The organism is Nostoc sp., assembly GCF_036917275.1.
Taxonomy (GTDB): Bacteria; Cyanobacteriota; Cyanobacteriia; order Cyanobacteriales; family Nostocaceae; genus Nostoc.
The window spans coordinates 1-21,725 of the sequence record NZ_JBALDF010000057.1 but is presented as its reverse complement, the minus strand read 5'-3'; the positions used below and the strand labels follow the sequence as shown (position 1 = coordinate 21,725).

The 21,725-nt window shown below is 41.2% G+C and carries 24 protein-coding genes; 18 read left to right on the top strand and 6 right to left on the bottom strand.

What is annotated here, in order from left to right; genetic code table 11:
- Positions 1–98: 98 nt before the first annotated feature.
- The 4 genes from V7K35_RS21975 (at position 99) to V7K35_RS21960 (ending at position 4,195) form a co-directional block, all read left to right on the top strand.
- Positions 99–1,532, top strand: a complete 1,434-nt coding sequence (locus tag V7K35_RS21975; RefSeq protein WP_335081599.1) for a BCD family MFS transporter — start codon at positions 99–101, stop codon at positions 1,530–1,532.
- A 61-nt stretch (positions 1,533–1,593) separates the two neighbouring features.
- Complete coding sequence (locus V7K35_RS21970; RefSeq protein WP_335081597.1) at positions 1,594–2,400, top strand: inositol monophosphatase family protein; 807 nt, start codon at positions 1,594–1,596, stop codon at positions 2,398–2,400.
- A 223-nt stretch (positions 2,401–2,623) separates the two neighbouring features.
- Positions 2,624–3,175 carry a hypothetical protein gene (locus tag V7K35_RS21965; protein ID WP_335081595.1) on the top strand — a complete coding sequence of 184 codons (552 nt, stop codon included), beginning with the start codon at positions 2,624–2,626 and terminating at the stop codon, positions 3,173–3,175.
- A 63-nt stretch (positions 3,176–3,238) separates the two neighbouring features.
- Entirely contained in the window at positions 3,239–4,195 is a 957-nt protein-coding gene (locus tag V7K35_RS21960; protein WP_335081593.1) for an MDR/zinc-dependent alcohol dehydrogenase-like family protein, read from the top strand.
- Positions 4,196–4,261: 66 nt separating this feature from the next.
- Here the strand turns inward: V7K35_RS21960 and V7K35_RS21955 are convergent, their stop codons facing one another.
- The 4 genes from V7K35_RS21955 to petP all read right to left on the bottom strand — a co-directional run bounded on the left by V7K35_RS21955 (position 4,262) and on the right by petP (position 7,235).
- Entirely contained in the window at positions 4,262–4,549 is a 288-nt protein-coding gene (locus V7K35_RS21955; RefSeq protein WP_335081592.1) for a hypothetical protein, read from the bottom strand.
- A 108-nt stretch (positions 4,550–4,657) separates the two neighbouring features.
- Positions 4,658–5,704, bottom strand: coding sequence for a chlorophyll synthase ChlG (gene chlG / locus V7K35_RS21950; protein ID WP_335081590.1), 1,047 nt, complete (start codon positions 5,702–5,704; stop codon positions 4,658–4,660).
- Positions 5,705–5,826: 122 nt separating this feature from the next.
- Positions 5,827–6,927 (bottom strand): Get3/ArsA fold putative tail anchor-mediating ATPase NosAFP, encoded by a 1,101-nt coding sequence (locus V7K35_RS21945; protein ID WP_335081588.1) that lies wholly within the window; start codon positions 6,925–6,927, stop codon positions 5,827–5,829.
- Between the two features lie 119 nt (positions 6,928–7,046).
- On the bottom strand, positions 7,047–7,235 hold the full coding sequence (gene petP / locus V7K35_RS21940; RefSeq protein ID WP_334797705.1) for a cytochrome b6f subunit PetP: 189 nt from the start codon (positions 7,233–7,235) through the stop codon (positions 7,047–7,049).
- Between the two features lie 184 nt (positions 7,236–7,419).
- Between petP and V7K35_RS21935 the strand changes: the two genes are divergently transcribed.
- The 12 genes from V7K35_RS21935 to rfbD all read left to right on the top strand — a co-directional run bounded on the left by V7K35_RS21935 (position 7,420) and on the right by rfbD (position 18,811).
- Positions 7,420–7,578 carry a hypothetical protein gene (locus tag V7K35_RS21935; protein ID WP_335081586.1) on the top strand — a complete coding sequence of 53 codons (159 nt, stop codon included), beginning with the start codon at positions 7,420–7,422 and terminating at the stop codon, positions 7,576–7,578.
- Positions 7,579–7,630: 52 nt separating this feature from the next.
- Positions 7,631–7,837 (top strand): hypothetical protein, encoded by a 207-nt coding sequence (locus tag V7K35_RS21930; protein ID WP_335081584.1) that lies wholly within the window; start codon positions 7,631–7,633, stop codon positions 7,835–7,837.
- A 380-nt stretch (positions 7,838–8,217) separates the two neighbouring features.
- Positions 8,218–9,291 carry an acyltransferase family protein gene (locus tag V7K35_RS21925; protein ID WP_335081582.1) on the top strand — a complete coding sequence of 358 codons (1,074 nt, stop codon included), beginning with the start codon at positions 8,218–8,220 and terminating at the stop codon, positions 9,289–9,291.
- A 426-nt stretch (positions 9,292–9,717) separates the two neighbouring features.
- Positions 9,718–10,524, top strand: a complete 807-nt coding sequence (locus V7K35_RS21915; protein WP_335081579.1) for an ABC transporter permease — start codon at positions 9,718–9,720, stop codon at positions 10,522–10,524.
- On the top strand, positions 10,525–11,250 hold the full coding sequence (locus V7K35_RS21910; protein ID WP_334797699.1) for an ABC transporter ATP-binding protein: 726 nt from the start codon (positions 10,525–10,527) through the stop codon (positions 11,248–11,250).
- Positions 11,251–11,384: 134 nt separating this feature from the next.
- Positions 11,385–12,560 carry a glycosyltransferase gene (locus V7K35_RS21905; protein WP_335081577.1) on the top strand — a complete coding sequence of 392 codons (1,176 nt, stop codon included), beginning with the start codon at positions 11,385–11,387 and terminating at the stop codon, positions 12,558–12,560.
- A gap of 255 nt (positions 12,561–12,815) precedes the next feature.
- Positions 12,816–13,787 carry a GDP-mannose 4,6-dehydratase gene (locus tag V7K35_RS21900; protein WP_335081574.1) on the top strand — a complete coding sequence of 324 codons (972 nt, stop codon included), beginning with the start codon at positions 12,816–12,818 and terminating at the stop codon, positions 13,785–13,787.
- A gap of 8 nt (positions 13,788–13,795) precedes the next feature.
- A complete protein-coding gene (locus V7K35_RS21895; RefSeq protein ID WP_335081572.1) occupies positions 13,796–14,956 on the top strand; it encodes a glycosyltransferase family 4 protein in 1,161 nt (386 codons plus the stop codon).
- Positions 14,956–16,050, top strand: coding sequence for a glycosyltransferase family 4 protein (locus V7K35_RS21890; protein ID WP_335081570.1), 1,095 nt, complete (start codon positions 14,956–14,958; stop codon positions 16,048–16,050). Before V7K35_RS21895 ends, V7K35_RS21890 begins: the two co-directional genes overlap by 1 nt.
- A gap of 99 nt (positions 16,051–16,149) precedes the next feature.
- The gene (locus tag V7K35_RS21885) at positions 16,150–17,226 is read left to right on the top strand and encodes a glucose-1-phosphate thymidylyltransferase (protein WP_335081568.1); all 1,077 of its coding nucleotides are present in this window, start codon (positions 16,150–16,152) and stop codon (positions 17,224–17,226) included.
- A gap of 73 nt (positions 17,227–17,299) precedes the next feature.
- Complete coding sequence (gene rfbC / locus V7K35_RS21880; protein ID WP_335081566.1) at positions 17,300–17,845, top strand: dTDP-4-dehydrorhamnose 3,5-epimerase; 546 nt, start codon at positions 17,300–17,302, stop codon at positions 17,843–17,845.
- 36 nt (positions 17,846–17,881) lie between these two features.
- Positions 17,882–18,811: a dTDP-4-dehydrorhamnose reductase gene (gene rfbD / locus V7K35_RS21875; RefSeq protein WP_335081564.1), complete on the top strand. Its 930-nt coding sequence runs from the start codon at positions 17,882–17,884 to the stop codon at positions 18,809–18,811.
- Here the strand turns inward: rfbD and V7K35_RS21870 are convergent.
- Complete coding sequence (locus tag V7K35_RS21870) at positions 18,799–19,539, bottom strand: 2-phosphosulfolactate phosphatase family protein (RefSeq protein WP_335081562.1); 741 nt, start codon at positions 19,537–19,539, stop codon at positions 18,799–18,801. The two genes, rfbD and V7K35_RS21870, sit on opposite strands and share 13 nt — an antisense overlap.
- Before the next feature lie 624 nt (positions 19,540–20,163).
- Between V7K35_RS21870 and V7K35_RS21865 the strand changes: the two genes are divergently transcribed.
- On the top strand, positions 20,164–20,583 hold the full coding sequence (locus tag V7K35_RS21865; protein WP_334797688.1) for a BlaI/MecI/CopY family transcriptional regulator: 420 nt from the start codon (positions 20,164–20,166) through the stop codon (positions 20,581–20,583).
- Complete coding sequence (locus tag V7K35_RS21860; protein WP_335081723.1) at positions 20,583–21,425, top strand: M56 family metallopeptidase; 843 nt, start codon at positions 20,583–20,585, stop codon at positions 21,423–21,425. The genes V7K35_RS21865 and V7K35_RS21860 overlap by 1 nt, the downstream gene beginning before the upstream one ends.
- Positions 21,426–21,427: 2 nt before the next feature.
- Here the strand turns inward: V7K35_RS21860 and V7K35_RS21855 are convergent.
- On the bottom strand, positions 21,428–21,725 hold a 298-nt coding region (locus V7K35_RS21855; protein ID WP_335081560.1), incomplete at its 5' end, for a hypothetical protein.

The following is a 21,725-nucleotide window of genomic DNA, read 5'->3' as shown; positions in this document are numbered from 1 at the left end:
AAAAATTGATGCCCCGAAATTAGTAGTTTTTTGGAATATTGAACAGTTTATATTTAATTAAAGAGACTATATTCCATAAACTGTACAAAAAAGTAGCTATGGCAAGCGGTGAAATATTTGATACCGAAAAAAAATCTTTATCTGTGCCAAGGGTAAACCTGCTGACCATGTTTCGGCTGGGTTTATTTCAAATGGGGTTGAGCATGATGTCCATTTTGACTCTGGGCGTACTCAACAGACTCATGATTCAAGAAATAGCAATTCCGGCAACGCTGGTATCAGTAGTTCTAGCACTGCCCTTATTTGTTGCTCCTTCCCGTGTCTGGTTCGGACAGATATCGGATGCCAAGCCGTTATGGGGATACCACCGCACAGCTTATGTTTGGGTAGGCGCGGCAATATTTGCGATCGCAGCATTTTTAGCTATACAAGTAATGTGGCAGCTCAATCTTGCCGCAAGTAGTGCAGGTGGTTGGGTATGGACAACCCAAACAATCGGCTGGACAGCACTTTTGGCTTTAGTTTTCGCTATATATGGTCTAGGAATTTCTGCTAGTGGTACTGCCTTTGCTGCTTTGTTGGTGGATATATCTGAAGAAGATAACCGTTCCAAAGTAGTCGGCGTAGTTTGGTCGATGCTAATGGTGGGGATTATTGTCGGGGCAATTATCAGTGGCAGCTTGCTAAAACAGCTAACGCCAGAAGCAACCGTAGAAACCTTACAAGGAGCGGTCAACAGGTTATTTTTTATCGTCCCAGCAATTGTATTTGGTTTAGCGATCGCAGCGACATTGGGCGTAGAAAAAAAGTACTCCCAATACTCAACTCGTTCCACACTGGTGAACCGGGAAGACAGTATTACTCTAGGCAATGCTTGGAAAATATTGACAGCTAGCCCACAAACAGGTATATTTTTCACCTTTTTATTGGTGATGACTATCAGTTTGTTTATGCAAGACCCGATTTTGGAACCTTATGCCGGTCAAGTGTTTAAAATGCCCCTAGCGGAAAGTACCAAATTAAATATTTTTTACGGAACGGGTCTACTGATTGCCTACGGGGTTACTGGCTTTTACATTATACCGCGTTTGGGTAAGCGTAGAACTGCACGTCTAGGCTGTATGTTGGTAGCATTCTGTTCAATATTGCTAGGTATATCAGGATTCACAGCTAATGCAGCAGTTCTCAAACTAGGGTTGGTATTGTTCGGTTTAGCCACAGGTTTCTTAACTACAGCAGCAATTAGCTTGATGTTGGATCTCACCGCAGCCGAAGCCGCAGGTACATTTATTGGGGCATGGGGATTAGCGCAGTCCCTCTCTAGAGGTGTGGCGGTGGTAATCGGAGGTACAGTTTTGGATATTGGACGCAGGCTGCTACCAAGCCTAGAACTAGCTTATGGACTGGTATTTGCCCTAGAAGCCGTGGGAATGGTGCTGTCGATTTGGTTTCTGAATCGGGTAAACGTCACAGAATTTCAAACCAGTACAAAGCTGGCGATCGCTTCGGTTTTAGAAAGCGATTTAGATTAAACTAGAAACTTAAACCAACCCGAATCTTAGATCAGGGGAGTCTTTGCGCGAGAATTAATCAATGAGTGATTTTTGGACAACAATTCTTGATTTTGCCCAAATTACCACTACCAGAGTGGGCAAGCAGCTAATGCAAGATTTTGGGCAAGTACAGGCTGACCAAAAAGCTGATGGTAGTTTGGTGACGCAAGCAGATAAATGGACAGATCAGGAAATTCGGGATGCAATCGCTTCTAATTTCTCTGGTTACGGCATTTTGAGCGAAGAGAGCGATCAGTCATTCCCCGGTACGGAGTGGTGCTGGGTAATTGACCCTTTAGATGGTACAACCAACTTCACACGCGGCATTCCCATCTGGACAATTTCTCTGGGTTTACTGTATCAAGGCACACCCATTTTTGGGTATGTTTACGCGCCAACCTTGAATCAAGCTTTTCATGGTTTCTGGGCAGGTTCATCTGGTTTAGCAACGCCAACAGGAGCATTTCTCAATCACCACCCCATCCACACGAGTGCTGATAGTCCCAGCAACAATCACTTTTTTAACCTTTGTTCTCGTAGCACCGCAGTGATCAAAAACGGCTTTCCCTGCAAAATTCGGATGTTGGGTGTTGCTAGCTATAACTTTTTGACGGTTGCGACTGGAGCAACATTAGGTGGTATTGAGGCGACACCAAAAGTTTGGGACTTAGCAGGGGCTTGGGTAATTGTCCAGGCTGCTGGTGGGGTTTGGTTATCGCTCAATTCTGAGCCGTTTCCTTTATCACCAGGAGAAGATTATAGCGATCGCTCTTTTCCTACCCTTGTTGTCAGTCGTCCCGAATTAGTTCCGGTATTTCAACCTTTTCTAGATGATGTAAAAATTTAACTAGTCCGCCGCCGCTCTTGTACCTGCAAAGAGTGATTTTGTCAACCAGCCTGTTGAGCAGCGACATACCCGACATTAAAGTTAACAAAGCCCTAGTCAGACAAAGAATTGAGTATAAATAAAACTGGTAATAATTCTGATTTTAGTGCAATACCAGTGTAGTTACTAATTTAAGTACCGTTGTGACTTCCATCACACTGCTTGATTTAGTATAAATAATTTTATGTTGTCTAATTTAGATTTAATTCGAGAGTTTGTGCAAAACTCTATCCAGAAAAAAGAAGTTTTGTTGTCAAATCCTTCTTTGACAGCGCAAACAGTGTACAAGACTAACCAACTGACACTAAAAGCTGAAGGTGTGATTGCCACCGTCCAACTATCTAACCCACTATCTGAATTCTGGATTTCTCCAAAATCATCCCATTGGGAATTGATAAATCAGGCATTAGCAGAATATAGTTATCTCCTTAAAGGAAAAGTAGATAGTCGGGGTTTCTATCAGTATCAATACTGCGAAGCTCCCAAAGGCTATGAGATGCACTGTACTAAATCTGTGCTTCTATGGCGAGCTTGGTGGAAATATCGCAAGTATACTTTAAGACCAGGGATTCCGTTAGAACTTCTGATCAGGACACGAGAATCATGGTATCCAATTAGAGATTTAATCATTAGCGACGGACTTCTTTATATCAAAACTTTAGGAAGCGAGATAGCACTTGACTCAGATGACCTGGTTACTTGGTTAAGTAAAATTAATGTAAGTTCCCAAAATTAAAGAAATATCTAAGTAAGTAGGCGTGAATAATTAAAAATTTGTAGTAAAAGGACGTGAAGAAAAATGAAAGGACTTTGGCTGGAAAACAAGCAGTTGCAATTACGCACGGATATTGCCATTCCTGAACCACCACAGGGAGAAGCCTTGGTACGCGTCTTGCGTGCGGGTATCTGTAATACTGACCTGGAACTACTCAAAGGCTACTATCCTTATAGTGGTATTTTAGGTCATGAATTTGTCGGCGTCGTCGAACAAGGACCAGAACACTTAGTTAACCAACGTGTGGTTGGAGAAATCAACGCTGTGTGTGGGCATTGTCGGTTTTGTCGCAGCGGACAACCAACTCACTGCGAAAATCGCACAGTTTTGGGTATTGTCAACCGTCACGGAGCTTTTAGTGAATATCTCTGTTTGCCGGTGGAGAACCTGCATCCGGTACCTGAGAATGTCCCAACAGAAGTAGCAACATTTACTGAACCTTTAGCAGCAGCTTTGGAAATTCAGCAGCAAGTGCCGTTGCGTCCAAATGATCGGGTGCTAGTGGTTGGAGACGGCAAACTAGGGCAGTTAGTAGCCCAGACACTAGCCCTAACTGGGTGTGAAATCTTAGCTGTGGGGCGTCATCGAGATAAACTGGCTAACTTAGAGGCCCGGGGGATCAAAACGAGTCTAGCCGACGCTGTTACAGATAGATATTTCGATCTCTCAGTAGAATGTACCGGCAACCCAGAAGGATTTGCGATCGCCCGTCGCGCCCTCCGCCCCCGTGGTACACTAGTGCTTAAAAGTACTTATTCTGGCAACCTCAGCCTTGATGCTTCTTCTTTAGTAGTGGATGAAATCACTCTCATTGGCTCCCGTTGTGGTCCCTTTGCTCCAGCGCTCCAGTTACTAGCCACAGGACAAGTTGACGTGCAACCCCTGATTCATGCCACCTACCCCCTGATTGAAGGGCTTGCGGCTTTTGAACACGCTCAGAGTCGAGGTGTTTTAAAAGTTTTGTTAGAGATTGGTCAATAGTTAGAAGTTGGGATAATTCACCCTTTCCTCGTCTGCCTTATTTTCCTATTCCCCACTTTCCACTCCCTAGTACAGATAAGGATTCGTCTTTGGTAGATAGTCCAAACAATGGATTGCTTCTTCTGTATTGGCAATAGATGGGCGTACAGTACATTTGAGACGGTAATTGTCGGTAAAAAATTGACAACCAGTACAAGGAATTTGATGCATTTGCTTGGCTGTATTTAGACTATCTCGCGCCGCCGTCCAGAGACTCAAAACAACGAGAATACTTACAGTCCAAGCAACGACAAAGCAAATCGGGATTAAAAAAGGTTGAATCCCATGAATGAGGAAAGATATCAATTGAAACACAGTATGTCCTGATACAAATTAGGAGTTAGAAGTATATTAACTTCTAACCGAGGCGGAGCGTCTCCCGCTTTGCTCCTAATTCATAACTTCTCACTATAGAGGTATAAGCTAAACGCCAGCATGACCGAGCGCTAAACCAGTGACCAGCATTCCCAGAACAAGGAACGGTTGGGCACTGGCTTGATACTTAACATCATTCTTCACAGGATCGCGCAGGAAATACATATCCTGTAAGGTGATTTGTGGGATGATTAACAGTACTAATATTGCTGCATACAAATTCTCATGAATGGTGACGAGATAAGCTGCAATCAATCCTTGAAATACATCAATCGTCACTACACAAATCCAAGCCGCAGTGGTGATGCCAAACATTACGGGTAGTGAATTTAATCCTAGCTGGCGATCGCCTTCTACACTCTTAAAATCATTGACAATGGCAATACCCAATCCAGCCAAGCTGTAGAACATTGTCAAAATCACAATTGTAGAATTGAGATCACCAAACAAAGCGTGTCCTGTAGACCAAGGTAAGGTGATATAGCTTGCACCCAAGGCGTAGCTGCCTAGCCAGCCGTTTTGCTTGAGTTTCAGGGGAGGTGCAGAATAAATGTAGGCGATCAAAGAACCGATGACCGCGATCGCTGTAATTGTCGGGAATTCATGACCAGACCACACATCTAGCACAAATGCCAAACTAATGCCCGCAATCAGTAATACCCAAATCTGAATAATTACCTGGGGTAGGGGAATTGCGCCAGAAGGAATAGGGCGATAGGGTTCATTGATGGCATCGATTTCGCGATCGTAGTAATCATTGAGGATTTGGGTGTAACCTGTCATCAATGGCCCAGCCAGCAGCATACAGGTTGCTACCTTCAGCACATTTTCCAGTGTCCAAGTATAGTTACCCGAAGAAGCCGCACCACAGACTACACCCCAAATTAGGGGAATCCAGGTAATCGGCTTCATTAGCTGTAAACGAATTTTCCAAATTGAAGTTTCCCCAGACGCTGCACCTTTCATCCCCAGTAGCTGCCTAGTTTTCGCACTGCGCGAGGCAGATGTGAGCGCTTGCTCATTGAGATTATTTGCCCCGGAGTCTAGTGCCTCAGATGGGTTGGGGTCTGGGGTAATGGGAGTTGATTCTGACATAAGGTTTATTAATGAGTTAGAAGTTAGAAGTTAGGAGTTATGAATTATTGGTTAGAAGTTAGAAGTTATAAATTATTTTTATTCCTAACTCTTCACTTTTAACTCCTAACTTTGTTCTTAACTTAAAACGAAATTATCAAATAATTATTCTGAAACTTTGCTCCAGCAACAAGTCTGCCACTCAGAGCCGGGGGGAGGGGAATATTGCGTCGCTGATCTCCTGCTTCTACAGTGACTTCTGGGCCATATTGGGTGAGCTTGACCTGTTTTTTGTCAAAACCTGGTAAGAATAAGCGTACTTGACGATTGGGGATGTCTATCTCAATTGGTTTGGGAGCCTGTAACGCTTGTGCTTCAAAGTTGGGTAGCGCGTCTATCAGTGGTTGCCAGTCACCTGTTGATGAGTCGGGAACGACGCTCACAGGTAAGGGGATAAATTCCTCTAACAGGTTAACATTTGTCTCAGTAGACAGAAGCAGAACACCACCGACAGTTAAACCGATTTGTTGAGCACTACCCCACAAATAACGAGCATTTGCTACCTCAATGGGGTCTTCTGTGGTCACTAAGAAAGCAGCGAGACGCTTGGGGTCAGTAAGAGCGGCTCTCCCCTTTTCTAAGAAATTATTGACTTGATTCGTGGGACCTGCAAAGTTATCTGCTGTCCAATTGACATTGAAGAAGCTGCTAATCAGGGGTTGAATCAAGGGCGATTCAGTAATCGTTTTCCCCAAATCAGAGTTGAGAAATAATTGCCGAAATCGGCGGACATACCAACTTAGAGATTCTGGCAAACCCAACATTCGCAACGTTAATGAGTCACCCGTGCCATAGTAGACGATCGCATCATATTTGCCACTGGCATCATATTCGCGGATAGCATTCAGGGCCAGGGCGCTGTCCATACCTGGCAATACTACCAGTTCTTGACCAAAAACGTCTTTGAAGATGGGCGTGCGGAGGTATTGCGCCTCAAGTTTCTTCACTTCGTCCCAGTTGCGTTCTAGCAGTACAGATGCTTGAAACTGGACTGCTTGCAAATTGGGAGCGATTTCTTGTGGATCGGCAGCAATGGGAGTACCCAGCAGGATTGGTAATGCTGGTTCCGGATGTCCTGCTAGAAGCACGCGCTTGCCTTGACTTGCCAATAATTTGGCGGCGGCGATCGCAATTTTGGTACGAGCGGTGCCGCCTTTGCCCAAAAATGTCAATATTAGAGCCATTATTTGATTCCTATTTTCACCGCCGATCTTTTCAACTCCAACTTAGCACTCAACAAAGACTCTCAACCTGTGCTTTTAACTTCCGAGTCCAAAATAAACCCCGCTTTGAATTCTTTTTACTAGACAGGTTTGATTTCATCTTCAAAAAACCAAGTGGAAGAATTGTCGTCAAACAACACCACTACACCGATACCACCATCGGTGACTTTGTAGCCTTGGATGGTACCCACTTGTCCTAGTTTTTTTACAATGGGGGGAGAAACGCGATCGCGTAAACGAAAGACTTTAACCTTTTGTCCGATTTCCATGCCTGATTAGAATGCAATAAACCTTCGTCTCAGTGTAGCGGAATCCGTGACCTGCTCTCACAAATTCAGGGGAAATGAGAGAATCATAACTCCTAACTCCTCTACAGACGCGATTAATCGCGTCTCTCCTAACTTCTGGACTAACAGCTTAAAATTAAATCAACAACCAAGCAGGTAGATACCCATGTTTGTCACAGCGCAACAGCTAGAACAGCAGATGCCCGATGCAACTCGGTTGTTAAGTGATGAGCCAGAGATGGAAACTTCGTTGCACTACATGCAGCTACTGCTGCTAGTAACTTCCCTTGAGTGGCTGTGGAATTTGTGGGTTTGGAATTGGTAGGTAACAAGTATCAAAAATTACATTAGATACATAAGAATGGTGTTGGAGCGATGTGCTTGAGCTGTATCTAGGCGTAGAAGGAGGTAAATTGCGCTACTTTACACCCGATGGTAATTTAGTTCCAACACCAGAGGAAGCTGCTATTGCAGCGCAACAGGCATCTGAGGCACAATTGCGATTGGAACAAGAACAGCTGCGATCGCAACGATTGGCGGAACATTTGCGATCGCTAGGATTTAATCCAGATAGTTTGAGTTAAGCATCAAAAGTAGTAGTCATGTATAGGAGTAATCCGCCCCTCCGCGCCAAGAAACCATCCCAACTTCTGAACCTGACTAGTTCATAGATAGTTAGGATTGGCTGTTAATATTTTTACGAATTAAATCGTAATTTTTCTTCTGCTATCTAAAATATTTTGACCAAAAAAATTATTTGTTATATAAATATTTCTTTACTAAATAATTCTTTATATTTTTTCTTTTATTTTAGGAGAAAAATAATACTTTTATTTTTATTATATGGTATCTTTATAGCCTGATAAACATTTTGTTGGGCTACTCTATAAACATCATTTTCATAATAATAACTGCTGCGGTTTTAGTAAGCTTATCAAGGATTGTTCCAAATCTTTAAATTTTCATGCAAAAAAGAGTTATTGTTTTAGATTATTTGCGCGGTATAGCTGCTGTAACTGTTGTTTTTGGGCATTTTCTTTTAGCGACTAAAGTGCAAAATATTAGTTCTTATAGTATTTTGTATAATTTCAGCGAATTTCTAACTTTCAAGCTGTACTGGGACTATCCATTTATTGCAGTCCATGTGTTTTTTTTAATTTCAGGCTTTGTAGTTCCGAAATCATACGAAAATGATGGTTCTGTTCAAAAGTTTTTTATCAAACGGATTTTTAGAATTTACCCTTCATACATTATTGCGTTGATTGCAACAACATTAATTACTAATTTATTTACAAGAGAACCTTTTATTGGGACTAAACAATTTATTGTAAATCTCTTCTTTTTACAAGATTTATTAGATTATAAGACGATTCTTCCTGTTGCTTGGACTCTTTTAATTGAATGGAAATTCTATTTCTTAGTGCCTATTTTGAGTTTATCAAAAAGCAGCAGTATCTTCACTTATTTTGCCTGTTCAACTTTTGTTTTTTCGTGGTGTCTGATTCCTATCGATTTCATTCATTATATAGATACCAAAATTCATATATTAGCAGTTTTGTGCAATATTCTAACTGATCAGTCTCCGCATTTGTTGATTGTTTTACTTGGAACTGTATTGGCGAAAGGTTATCTGGAACTCTGGTCTAGTAAAACAACGACTATTGTTTCTTTAATCACTATTAGTGCAATCTTATTTGGATTTTTCAGGTTGTATCTTAAGTACGAACCTTCTGATGTTAGCTGGATTCATTTAAATAGCTTTATTTGGGCATTTTGTATCTTCAATTTTGCTTATGCTCTGCGAGCAAAGATACCTTATATATCTTTTTTAAAGTGGCTTGGAGATATTAGTTATGCTCTTTATATTATCCATCTGACTTTGGGTAAGTATGTGTTAAATTTTATAATTAATTACATACCCAACTATCCGATAAGCGCGGTTTGCATAACGTTGTGCTTCTGCTTGGTTGTTTCCCATTTTATGCATCTTCTGATTGAAATAAGATTTATCCGCTATGCAAAAAAGCTGACTAGCTGATGAATGTAAATATTTATAAAGCAATCCGAAATATTCCTGATAAATATTGAAGACAAAGTATCATTAGCAACTAAATATAAGATGCAGTTATGTGGATGCATTAGCGTAAAGCCTACGGCATAGCTTCGCTTACCGCGCAGCGTTCCTCAGGAAAGCTCACCGTACCCTTACAGGGAAGCAAGCTACGCGTAGCGTCTCAAAGACAAGCTATCGCTAGAAAAGTTTATCAAAAATAGTTAAGACAAGCGTGAACTCCAACGAGCAATGGCAGCCAAGATGTTGCTCTGTGGATATAAACATGAAGCAATTATACCACTCCTTGTAGATTTAAAATCAGCTTTTAGTGGTAAGCTAATATGTCGAAGTGCGCTCCAATAGTATAAAATGCGCGAATAACTTGCCTGTTGTGTGTGGTGGTTTTTGAAGATGAGACTTTCGCTTAAAACTAATTCAACCTGGTTACAAGTGCAGCGTTATTGGGAATTACTGCACGTTTTGGTATCGCGGAATCTCAAAGTACGTTATCGGGGGTCGTTTTTAGGTGTATATTGGTCACTGTTAAACCCATTGATCATGACAGGTCTGTATACCGCGATTTTTGGGGCTACCTTCGCATCATATTACGACAATTCCATACTGAATTACATGTTGGCAGCGTTAACGGGACTGGTAGTAATCAATTTTTTCTCAGCTTCTACGTCCCAAGCTCTAAGTAGTGTAGTGGCAAATGGCTCACTGTTAAACAAGATTCGTTTGCCAGTAAGTATTTTTCCAGTGTCAATGATTGCAGCAAATGTATTTCAGTTTGCGGTTGGGACATTACCGTTACTGGCAGTAATGACTTTGGTCAATACTAGGAGTTTAGTGAATTTGTTAGCGCTATTTTTTCCCTTTCTGGCGTTAGTTTTAGTTTCTATGGGAGTCGGATTTCTAATGAGCGCTTTATATGTGTTTTTTAGAGATTTACCTTATTTCTATGAGTTAGTTGCATTTATGATTTGGATTGGTAGTCCTGTATTTTATCCATCTGCTATTGTTCCACCCCAGGTAAAGCCGTTTTTAAGGTTAAACCCGTTAGCACCCATTATTGAAAGTCTGCGTCAGATTACATTATCAGGAACGCCACCGGACTTGAGTTTAATTTTGGGTGCCTTGCTCAGTGGCATCATTATTTTATCAATCGGATGGACTTGTTTTCAACTGTGGCGACATCAATTCATGGATTTACTGTAAATGGAAGTAATTCGTCTGGACAAAGTTTCGCTGTGGCGACGAACTCAAGAAGAGTTTTCTTATGACCTCAAAAAAACATTACTATCTGTTTTAGAGGGAAAATATCGCAAACCTGTAAAAAAAATAGTCCTAGATAAGATTGATTTGGTAGTCGAAAGAGGAGAAAAAATAGGTATTATTGGAGCAAATGGTTCTGGGAAATCAACGTTATTGAAAATAATTTCAGGGATTCTTCAGCCAACTACTGGATTAGCACGAGTTCGCGGCAAAATTGCACCGTTGATTGAGCTAGGAGCAGGATTTGATCCAGAAATTTCTGTAACAGACAATATTATGCTTTATGGAGTGCTACTGGGGTTTTCTAGGGCAGAAATGAGAGAAAGAGCATATTCTATTTTAGAGTTTGCAGAACTGCATGATTATGCATTAGTTCCAGTAAAGGGTTTATCTTCAGGTATGGTAGCACGATTAGGCTTTGCTATTGCTACTGATGTACAGCCAGACATTTTGATTTTGGATGAAGTACTATCAGTTGGAGATGAAAGTTTTAAAAATAAATGTAAGCGAAGAATAGAAAATCTTTGGAATGCAAATGCAACTGTATTGGTAGTATCCCACGATTTAAATTTTATAGAGCAGGGTTGTAAAAAAGTTATTTGGTTAGATAAAGGGGTAATTAGATTTATTGGAAATGGATATGATGCTATCAAACTTTATTTGAATTAATTTGGATCAAATGTAAGCTAAAATTTAAATATTAATAATCCCGATGTTGACAACTATCTAAGTTATGTTAAAAGCTGAATGTTTTATAAAATAAAGTTTATTAACTGCTGATTGAAATTAAAGGAGATAAACAAATGAAAATTGCTCAAATTAGTAGTTGGAATGTTCCTTGTGGTATTGCTGGGTATACTAAAGGGTTAGTTAGTGGAATTTTAGAGAATGGTATTACCTGTACAGTACTACCAATTGAAGAACAAAAACTGAAGTACATGACTCAAGAGGAAATTAAAGAATATTTCCAATTGTATAGTAGGCAATTAATTGACTATGATATCATTCATATTCAACATGAATTTAGTTTCTTCGCTGGTTCTTATGGTTTGAATGGCTCAATTACTAATTTTCATACTTTTTTGAAAGAAATACTAAATCTAAATAAAAAAGTATTTGTTACGTTTCATTCAGAACCAAATTTTTTATTAGAATCTTATCCTAGTTTAGCTGGTTTTGGCAAGAAAATTTTTAAGAAATTACAGTGGAAATATTACATATCTTCTTTATTTAATTTAAAAAATAAACTACATGCCATTGTTCACACTAAAAAAACGCGTCGAATTTTCATAGATAGTGGCTTTGCAAAAAACTCCGTTCACATTATTAAGCAGGGAGTTCCATCTTCACATAATCTATATAAGATAAACAATCTGGATAAAATTGCTTTAAAAAAGAAATTAGGGTTTCCTGATGACGCTATTATTCTTTCAATGTTTGGATTTATATCTACTTATAAAGGTTATAAAACAGCATTAGAAGCACTAAAAACTTTGCCGAAAAATTATTACTTGGTAATTACAGGAACTTCTCACCCCAATTCTACTGATCTTGCTCTGGATGGAATAGTTAAATTTATTAATAGATACCAAAGAATGAGTAGCCGTATAAAGCTAACAGGATATTTAGAATTTGAAGATTTGCGTAGTTATTATAATATAACTGATTTTTGCTTGGCTCCATATGAACCTAATACAGTATTGTCGTCCTCAGCTGCTCTAACTTGGGCTTTATCATCAGGCAAACCTGTTATTGCTAGTAAAATCGCCTCTTTTGAAGAATTGAATGAGGAAGCTAACTGTCTACATTTGTTTACACCAGGTGCTGCTGGAGAATTAGCTTATACAATTCAAAATTTAACTTTATCTAGTGAGCTAAATCAGCAGTTAGTTGCTAACGGCTTAATTTACTGTGAAGCCAACCAATGGGCTAATATCGCCAAAAAACATTTAGAAATATACGAGGAAGGAAAACTTTAGTTAACCTTTATAGGCAGACAGTCTCCCAATTATTTATTCACCTTTTTTTTAGTACTATTTTATTTTTTAACTTATTGTTTGAGTTAATATAAACTTTGTTTTAGGAAATTTACAGGAACTATACTTAGCTTTGAAAAGGGTAAATTTATGTATGACCATAATTTTTTATACAGAGATATATCCTATTTTTGGGTAATCTAAAAATTTTATGTCACTTAACTAAATTTTTTAATTATTGTGATTTATTCAAAATCTATGATCAAAAAAGCTTTAATCACGGGACTAACTGGACAAGATGGCTCCTACCTCGCTGAACTACTCCTAGAAAAAAGATACCAAGTATACGGCTTAGTTCGCCGTTCCAGCACCAGTAACCTAGAGCGTATTACTCACCTTTCAGGCAATATTCAAATTGTATCTGGTGACCTTCTTGATCAATCTTCCTTGATGGATGTAATTGCAGAATCACAACCTGATGAAATCTATAACCTTGCTTCTCAAAGCTACGTCCCCCTTTCTTGGACTCAACCAGCCCTTACTGCTGAATACACCGCCCTTGGTGTCTCCCGTCTGTTAGAATCCATCCGTCGCTGCAAACCTGATGCCAGATTTTACCAAGCATCCAGTAGTGAGGTTTTTGGTCAACCTGACGAATCGCCCCAAACTGAACGCACCGCCTTCCGTCCTCGTAACCCCTACGGTGTTGCCAAAGCTTACGCCCACTGGATGACCATTAACTATCGGCAAAAATACAATCTTTATACCTGCTGCGGTATTACCTACACTCACGAATCCCCTCGACGCGGTACAGAATTTGTATTTCGCAAAATTACACACACAGCTGCTCAAATTAAACTGGGTCTGGCAAATGAACTAAAATTAGGCAACCTAGATGCTCGTCGTGACTGGTGCTACGCCAAGGATGCTGTTTACGCTATGTGGCTGATGTTACAGCAAGAAAAACCCTATGACTACATCATCGCCAGCGGTGAAACTCACTCTGTCAAAGAACTTGTTGAGTGTGCTTTCAAAAGCGTTGGTCTAAACTGGCAAGATTATGTCTCAATTGACCCCGCATTTTATCGCCCTGATGAACCAGTACAGTTAATTGGTTCCATTGATAAAATTAAGACTGAGTTAGGTTGGCAGCCTGAGCATTCCTTTGAACAATTGGTCGAGTTAATGGTTGATTATGATCTAAAAAAATTGAGTAACGGCAAAGCTTAAATATTCTGATGCTAAAAATTGTAGTTGATGCCACCCCAGTGGAGCCAAAACCAAGTGGGGTTGGCTTTTATGTTGCTAATTTAATATGCGCTCTTAATGCACTACAAAAAGAGGAAAATTTTCAGTTAGGAGTAGTCTATCAACCAGGTTTAAAGAAGTGGCTTCGGGGTGACTTCAGTTTTCCTGAATCCCTGAAACATTATTCTCAACAGTATCTTTTACCTTTACCTGTAAGAATTTCAGATTTATTATTAGCTTTAGCCTTTAAACCTAGTTTATCTTACTTTGAAAAATATTTAGGTTTCCCAGACATAGTTCATGGCACTAACTATTCAGTGTATCCATGTACAAAAAGTTTAAAGGTAATGAATATATATGATTTAACTTTTATTAAATATCCTAACTATATAGATTCAGTTGTCAAAAAGTATACAAAAAAAGTTAGACGTTGCTTGCAGTGGACAGACTTAGTTTTAACAATTTCAGAAAGTTCTAAAAAAGATATTGTTGAGCATTTGCAGGTAGACCCAAAAAAAGTCTATGTCACCCCTCTAGCTAGTCGCTACTATCCTGATTACTTATCTGCACAAACTACTGAGGAGCTAGAAAAACTAGTTAACTATGATTTTTCTCAACCATATTTACTTTTTATTAGTACAATAGAACCAAGAAAAAATATTACTACAATAATTTCGGCATTTAATTTTTTAAAAGAGCAATATAAAATTCCACACCAATTAATATTAATTGGTAAGAAAGGATGGAATTACGAGCCAGTATTTGCAGCTATTGAAAATTCACCTTGGGCAAACCAAATTCATCATCTTAATTACTTATCTAATGAATTAGTTGCATTATTTTACTCAAAAGCTGATGTCTTCGTATATCCATCTCACTATGAAGGGTTCGGTTTACCCGTATTGGAAGCAATGACTCTCGGTGCTGCTGTGATCAGTTCCAATACTTCCTCTATTCCAGAAGTTACAGGAGATGCAGCTATTCTAATTGACCCTAATAACCCTATCCAACTAGCGGAAGCCATACTGAAAGTAGTCAGTGATTCCCAGTTACGCCAAGAATTAATTAATAAAGGGAAAGCCAGAGCAAAATTATTTTCCTGGGAAAGAACGGCACAAGAAACATTAAACGCTTATAGAACCATTCTTTAATGAAAATAGTGGATAATACCTCTGCTAAACAATTAATTATTAACTTATCTATTCTATTGTCTCAACCAACAGGTATAGGTAACTATGCCCAAAACCTTTTTCCTTATTTAAAATCTTTCCAACCCACTCTATTAGTAGCGCGAAAATATCCCGATTTCGACTGCTATCCAATCCCGTCAAACTTAACCCCAGACCACGGTACAATAGGTCATTTTAACCGCCTGCTTTGGACACAATTTCAACTCCCGCAAATATATAAAAACCTCAAATCGAGTCTCTTATTCTCCCCGCTACCGGAAGCACCCCTTTATACTGACTGTCGTTTTGTCGTCACGTCTTTTGACATGATACCGTTGCGCTTTCCTAAACGCTTTTCACCACTCACACCCTACCACCGCTACTACACTCCCGAAGTTCTTAAGCAAGCACAACACATTATTTGCATCTCCCAGACTACGGCTCAGGATATCACCAACTTTTACGGAATTCCTGCAAACAAAATTACCTCTATCCCCCTTGCTTACGATCGCACTCACTTTTGCCCCCTGAACCTCCCTAAGCGCAACTACTTTCTCTACATTGGTCGCCAAGACCCTTACAAAAATATACAGCGACTGATCACTGCTTTTGCTGTGTTACCTAATAGCAAGGATTATGAATTGTGGTTAGTAGGGCCAAGCGATCGCCGTTATACCCCAACTTTAACAGCGCAAGTTGCAGAACTAGGTATAACTAATCAAGTGAAATTCTTAGACTATGTTCCTTATAGCGAATTACCAAAAATTATCAATGAAGCGATCGCTCTCGTTTTCCCCAGTCTCTGGGAAGGTTTTGGTTTACCTGTTCTGGAAGCAATGGCTTGTGGTACTCCCGTCATTACCTCCAATCTCTCCTCCTTACCAGAAGTAGCTGGTGATGCGGCGATTCTGATCAATCCCTACAACACCGGAGAAATTACAGAAGCGATGCAGGCGATTGCAACTGATTTGGAGTTGCGATCACGCCTTTCTAGCCAAGGGATCACTCACTCTCAACAATTTAGTTGGGAAAAAACAGGAAAAGCAACCGTTGAAGTTTTATCCCGCTACTTATAAAAGATAAACTAACGCCAGAATGTTAGATGTCAGGATTTGGGATTTTGTCCAGATTTCAGATTATCTTGACTAATGACTTACAACTAATCCCCAATCCTGATGAAAGCACTAATTCTCTCTGGTGGTAAAGGTACACGCCTACGTCCCCTCACCTACAGCGGAGCAAAACAACTTGTACCAGTTGCTAATAAACCTGTTTTATGGTACGGCATTGAAGAAATGGTTGCTGCTGGTATTACTGATATTGGCATCATCATCAGCCCGGAAACTGGGGCAGAAGTCCAAGCGAAAACCGGAAATGGAGAATACTTTGGAGCGAACATCACCTACATCATACAAGACCAGCCACTTGGACTTGCTCACGCCGTCCAAATCGCCCGTCCGTTTTTAGGTGATTCTCCCTTTGTTATGTACTTGGGCGATAACCTGATTCAACTGGGTGAGTTAAGTTACTTTCTGCAACAATTTAGCCAACAACAGCCAGATGCTTTGATTCTCTTGCGTTCAGTTGCCAATCCTAGCGCCTTTGGTGTGGCTCAGATAGATGATACAGGACGGGTATTACAGTTAATTGAAAAACCCAAAGTTCCTCCTTCAAATCTGGCATTGGTAGGAGTTTATTTCTTTTCTCACCTCATTTATGATGCGATCGCCAATATCCAACCTTCCACCAGAGGCGAACTAGAAATCACTGATGCAATTCAATACCTAATTAATCAGAAAAAGCAGGTTGTAGCCCACAATCTCCAGGGCTGGTGGTTAGATACTGGTAAAAAAGATGACTTATTAGAAGCTAACCGATTGATTCTCGACACCTATCTGATAGCATCAGTTGTCGGCGAAATTGATGCCCAAAGTCAGATTATTGGACGAGTCCAAATCGGTGCAAAATCTAAAGTAATTAACTGCACAATTCGGGGGCCAGTAATCATTGGTAACAATTGTTATTTAGAAAACTGCTTTATTGGGCCTTATAGTAGCATTGCTAATAATGCGATACTCGTTGACACTGATTTAGAACACAGTGTGATTTTAGAAGGTGCTAAAATTGCTGGAATTCATCAGCGCATTATTGATAGTGTGATTGGGCAACGCGCACAATTGACTCTTGCACCTCGTCGCCCCAAAGCCTTGCGATTTCTAATTGGCGATGACTGTAAAATTGAACTAACGTAATTTACTTGTAAAAAACAATAAAAGTATTATCACTGCGCTACCCTTGCATCATTACGAATTACAAATTATTTTAATGAACATTGTACATAGCAAAATTATCGAAGTTATACAACTTGAACCCCAAGTATTTGCAGACGATCGCGGTTTCTTTTTTGAAGCCTATAACCACCAAAAATTTGCTCAACAGACAGGTAGTGTTGTCAACTTCGTCCAAGATAACCACTCTTACTCTAAGCAAAACGTCCTGCGTGGGCTGCACTACCAAATCCAACAACCCCAAGGTAAACTCATTCGTTGTGTTGTCGGTACTATCTTTGACGTAGCCGTAGATATTAGAAAAAGTTCAGCTACCTTTGGAAAGTGGGTAGCTTATGAACTCAGTGCTGAAAACAAACGCCTAATGTGGATACCACCAGGCTTTGCTCATGGCTTTCTCGTACTTTCAGAAATAGCTGAAGTTCTCTACAAAACTACAGATTACTACGCACCCCAAGGCGATCGCACCATCTTATGGAACGATCCAGATTTAGCTATAAATTGGCCTCTGAATGCGCCACCGATTTTATCAGCTAAAGACCAAGCCGGGAAACCTTTTAAAACTGCTGAAATATTTGATTAAGCTTGATGATTGCATTAGGTTCGAGAACTAATTAGGATGAGTAAATCAATTTTACTGATTGGTAGCAACGGTCAAGTGGGTAAGGAACTGCAACAAATCCTCTCATCCTCCGGCAATATTATCTCAGTGGCACGCCCAACAGTAGACCTTGCCCAACCTGATACTCTGTGCAGCGTTATCAGATCCAATCAACCGCAAATCATCATTAACGCCGCTGCTTATACTGCTGTGGACAAAGCAGAAAGCGAACCTGAACTTGCTACCGCTACTAATGCGATCGCACCCCTAATTATTGCTCAAGAAACCCAAAAGTTAGGAGCTTTGCTAATTCATATTTCCACCGATTATGTTTTTGATGGTAATGGGTATCGCCCTTACTTGGAAACCGATGCAACTAATCCCTTGAGTGTCTATGGTAAAACCAAACTTGCTGGAGAAGAAGCAATTCGGGAAACTTGCGCCCATTACCTCATCCTCCGCACTGCTTGGGTTTATGGAATTTTTGGCAAAAATAATTTTGTCAAAACCATGCTGCGACTAGGTGCAGAACGCCAAGAACTTCGTGTTGTTGCCGATCAAATTGGTAGCCCGACTTGGGCGCAAGATATAGCCACAGTCATAGCCCAGATGATTCCCCAGTTAACCCCAGAAATTAGCGAGACTTATCACTACACTAATAGCGGCGTTGCTAGCTGGTATGATTTTGCCGTTGCCATTTTTGAAGAAGCCCAACAGCTAGGCTTCCCTTTAAAAGTTGAACGTATTGTCCCGATTACAACTGCGGAATATCCGACACCAGCCCGTCGCCCTGCTTATTCCGTCCTTGCTTGTGGGAAAATTTCAGCAATTATAGAAACACATCCCCCCCATTGGCGAGAAAGACTTCGACAAATGCTTACAGATTTGAAAATTGGGCATTGGGCATTGGTTATTCCCCTTATCTCCCTCATCCCCTATCTTTTTTGACTTTTTAAAACTCCCGTCTCTTGTTGTATGGGTAAGACATCTAAAACATCAGTTTGGGAACAATATTTTAAATCTTCTTGACAGTCAAGACGCAACAATCGTTGACCGTGACTAGCTTGGTGAAGTAATCCCAATAAGTTATCTTGCCACTGAGAGTAAAGAGCGATCGCACTAATTACTTCATCATTACCAGCTAATTCCTCCAGTGACAACGTGGTTTGCTCTAAAAGACTATGAGCGATCGCACCTGCACAAACTGTATCCTCTAAAGAAAAACTGCCTTCCCAACCAGAACCGACAATCCAGACTGTCTCTGGTTGCTTTCTTTTGAGAAATTGCACCACCGCCGCCCGGTTAATCAAGGCTGCTGCTAATAGATTTGGGGAGTCTTGCACCCGTTGTAAAGCACGGGTGCCATTGGTGGTACTGATAAACAACCGCCGCCCCTGCACCAATTCTGGTGTGCAGTCGAGGGGAGAGTTACCCAACTCAAAGCCAGGTACTTTCGCGCCGCCGCGTTCTCCAGCCCGCAGACGTTTTTCCGGGGGCCATTTTTCGCTAACTTCAATTAACTGATCTAAATCGCTGAATACTTGTACAGCTTCGCCTCCAGCTGCCAAAACTGTCGCAATTGTGCTAGTGGCTCGCAAGACATCGACTGCGATCGCACATTCTGGCGCTTCACCCGTTGGAGTCAATTCAGGAGTGTGGTATACGAATAGCTTCACGCGCTGGATACACCTGGTTTAATACTACTGCCGCAAATAATATTCTACCTAGTTGGTGTCACTTAACTATAGTCACAATTGCTCCTGGAGCATTTTTTACCATCAAAATGCACGATGCATGACATTTTATACATAAATGGATGTGGTAAGTAGGGAAGAAATCTGACTTTTCAGGTCATCTGGAAAACCTCACTTCTATTTCTCTCTCCTAAAAGGAGGAGCCACTGCGGTGGACGGGTTCCCCGGCATAAAGGAGCCAGCGCTGTGGGCGGGTTTCCCGACTTGAGGCGACTGGCGTCAGAGACTTTGAATTTTCCCCCTTTCCGCGTCGGGAAGGGGGTTAGGGGGTTAGGTTTTTCGTGGGCTTTGCCAGATGACCAGGGTTTTAAATAAATCTTAAGAGTCCCTAATCTCTAACTCAAAAAGCCCACTTTTATGCTTTTAGACTTTCAGACTTGCTGCACTATCTTGTAATCTAAAACAAGAACACACCTTCTAAAAGGGGAAAAAGTTACAGCTTCAAGGTTACAGCGCAAAGGAACGGATATTCACTCATTCCCCACTCCCCATTCCCCCTTATCCCCAGAGGGGGCCCCACCTTCCCCACTCCCCATCAAAATCGCTATGGCACCTTTACCCGATTACCGTCCTAAACAACTATCTTTAGGCCCGTTAGAAGCGGAAATTTTAAATATCATCTGGGAATTTGGTTCAGTCACAGTCAAGGATGTACACGATCGCATTCTGGCTGATCCCAACCGCGAATTAGCTTATACTTCTGTAACTACCGTCTTACGTCGCCTCACTGATAAAGGTTGGCTGGCGTGCGACAAGAAAGAGCGAGCATTCTATTGGCGACCATTATTGAGCAAGCAACAAGCAGATGTGATCAAAGCTCACGAGCAGTTACAGCGATTTTTAGCGGTGGGAAACCCTGATGTTGTTGCTGCCTTTGCTGATAGTCTGGATGAAGCAGCTAGTGAGCAAATAGCAGCGATCGCCAAACGTATTCAATCTGCACGCCAAGCCAGGGAGGAAAAATGATGCATCTAATAATGATTTTGAATGCTTTGGCAGTTGCCTGGTGGTTAAGATCCTCTTGGAATCAACACCAAGGCAGTTGGAGTCTGCGGTGGCAGCGATCGCTATTTTTGTTTGTCTTCCCCCCCTTGCTAATTTTCATGACTGCGATCGCCGTGCTGTTCATGGGGCCCCAAGGAGAAATGGGCGGGATGTACACAGGCTCCGTCAGCTATCTAGTGGCATTAATTTATATGGCATTTTTTGCCATTTTATGTATTAAACTTGCCTTCCAAGGTTGGCAGTCTGTGGAATCTGCTCGTAACTGTCCTGTGGTGAATTTGGGGGATAAACGAGCCAGGTTACTGCAAACAGGCGCGTTGTTTGCGGGTCAAATTGGTTTTTGGCAACCAGAATTAGTGATTAGCCAAGGATTAGTGCAAACTCTCTCACCGGCTCATTTAGAAAGCGTCTTAGCCCATGAGCAAGGGCATCACTATTATAGGGATACATTCTGGTTTTTTTGGCTGGGTTGGGTGCGTTCCTGCACTGCATGGTTGCCGAATACAGAGCCTTTGTGGGAAGAACTGTTAGCTTTGCGTGAACTCCGTGCCGATAGTTATGCAGCATTGCAGGTAGACCCTCTGGTGTTAGCGGAATCACTTTTATTAGTAGTTAGTACCAGCCCAGTATTATCGGAAATTTGCTGTGCTGCATTAGGTTCCTCTGCTGTAGGCGATCGCTTAGAACAGAGAATAGAAGCCCTATTAGCGCCACCAGAACCAATCCAAGAACCTCAATTGCAGTCCTGGCATGGTTTTCTTTTGGCGTTATTGCCTCTAGTAGCTGTGATATTTCATAGTTAAGTTTAATTTAAAAAGCTACTACAGCACGAAGCTGCGACGGTAGCGACATCCGTCATCCCTGTAGCGACATCCGTCATCCCTGTAGCCACATCCGTCATCCCTGTAGCAACATCCGTCATCCCTGTAGCAACATCCGTCATCCCTGTAGCGACATCCGTCATCCTTGTAGCGACATCCGTCATCTCTGTAGCGACATCCGTCATCCCTGTAGCGACATCCGTCATCCCTGTAGCGACATCCGTCATCCCTGTAGCGACATCCGTCATCCCTGTAGCGACATCCGTCATCCCTGTAGCGACA

Excerpts from the sequence above, each read along its gene's own strand:
- V7K35_RS21975 (WP_335081599.1), top strand. The coding sequence starts at position 99 with ATGGCAAGCGGTGAAATATTTGATACCGAAAAAAAATCTTTATCTGTG.
- V7K35_RS21970 (WP_335081597.1), top strand. The coding sequence starts at position 1,594 with ATGAGTGATTTTTGGACAACAATTCTTGATTTTGCCCAAATTACCACT.
- V7K35_RS21965 (WP_335081595.1), top strand. The coding sequence starts at position 2,624 with ATGTTGTCTAATTTAGATTTAATTCGAGAGTTTGTGCAAAACTCTATC.
- V7K35_RS21960 (WP_335081593.1), top strand. The coding sequence starts at position 3,239 with ATGAAAGGACTTTGGCTGGAAAACAAGCAGTTGCAATTACGCACGGAT.
- chlG (WP_335081590.1), bottom strand. The coding sequence starts at position 5,704 with ATGTCAGAATCAACTCCCATTACCCCAGACCCCAACCCATCTGAGGCA.
- V7K35_RS21945 (WP_335081588.1), bottom strand. The coding sequence starts at position 6,927 with ATGGCTCTAATATTGACATTTTTGGGCAAAGGCGGCACCGCTCGTACC.
- petP (WP_334797705.1), bottom strand. The coding sequence starts at position 7,235 with ATGGAAATCGGACAAAAGGTTAAAGTCTTTCGTTTACGCGATCGCGTT.
- V7K35_RS21935 (WP_335081586.1), top strand. The coding sequence starts at position 7,420 with ATGTTTGTCACAGCGCAACAGCTAGAACAGCAGATGCCCGATGCAACT.
- V7K35_RS21925 (WP_335081582.1), top strand. The coding sequence starts at position 8,218 with ATGCAAAAAAGAGTTATTGTTTTAGATTATTTGCGCGGTATAGCTGCT.
- V7K35_RS21915 (WP_335081579.1), top strand. The coding sequence starts at position 9,718 with ATGAGACTTTCGCTTAAAACTAATTCAACCTGGTTACAAGTGCAGCGT.
- V7K35_RS21910 (WP_334797699.1), top strand. The coding sequence starts at position 10,525 with ATGGAAGTAATTCGTCTGGACAAAGTTTCGCTGTGGCGACGAACTCAA.
- V7K35_RS21905 (WP_335081577.1), top strand. The coding sequence starts at position 11,385 with ATGAAAATTGCTCAAATTAGTAGTTGGAATGTTCCTTGTGGTATTGCT.
- V7K35_RS21900 (WP_335081574.1), top strand. The coding sequence starts at position 12,816 with ATGATCAAAAAAGCTTTAATCACGGGACTAACTGGACAAGATGGCTCC.
- V7K35_RS21895 (WP_335081572.1), top strand. The coding sequence starts at position 13,796 with ATGCTAAAAATTGTAGTTGATGCCACCCCAGTGGAGCCAAAACCAAGT.
- V7K35_RS21890 (WP_335081570.1), top strand. The coding sequence starts at position 14,956 with ATGAAAATAGTGGATAATACCTCTGCTAAACAATTAATTATTAACTTA.
- V7K35_RS21885 (WP_335081568.1), top strand. The coding sequence starts at position 16,150 with ATGAAAGCACTAATTCTCTCTGGTGGTAAAGGTACACGCCTACGTCCC.
- rfbC (WP_335081566.1), top strand. The coding sequence starts at position 17,300 with ATGAACATTGTACATAGCAAAATTATCGAAGTTATACAACTTGAACCC.
- rfbD (WP_335081564.1), top strand. The coding sequence starts at position 17,882 with ATGAGTAAATCAATTTTACTGATTGGTAGCAACGGTCAAGTGGGTAAG.
- V7K35_RS21865 (WP_334797688.1), top strand. The coding sequence starts at position 20,164 with ATGGCACCTTTACCCGATTACCGTCCTAAACAACTATCTTTAGGCCCG.
- V7K35_RS21860 (WP_335081723.1), top strand. The coding sequence starts at position 20,583 with ATGCATCTAATAATGATTTTGAATGCTTTGGCAGTTGCCTGGTGGTTA.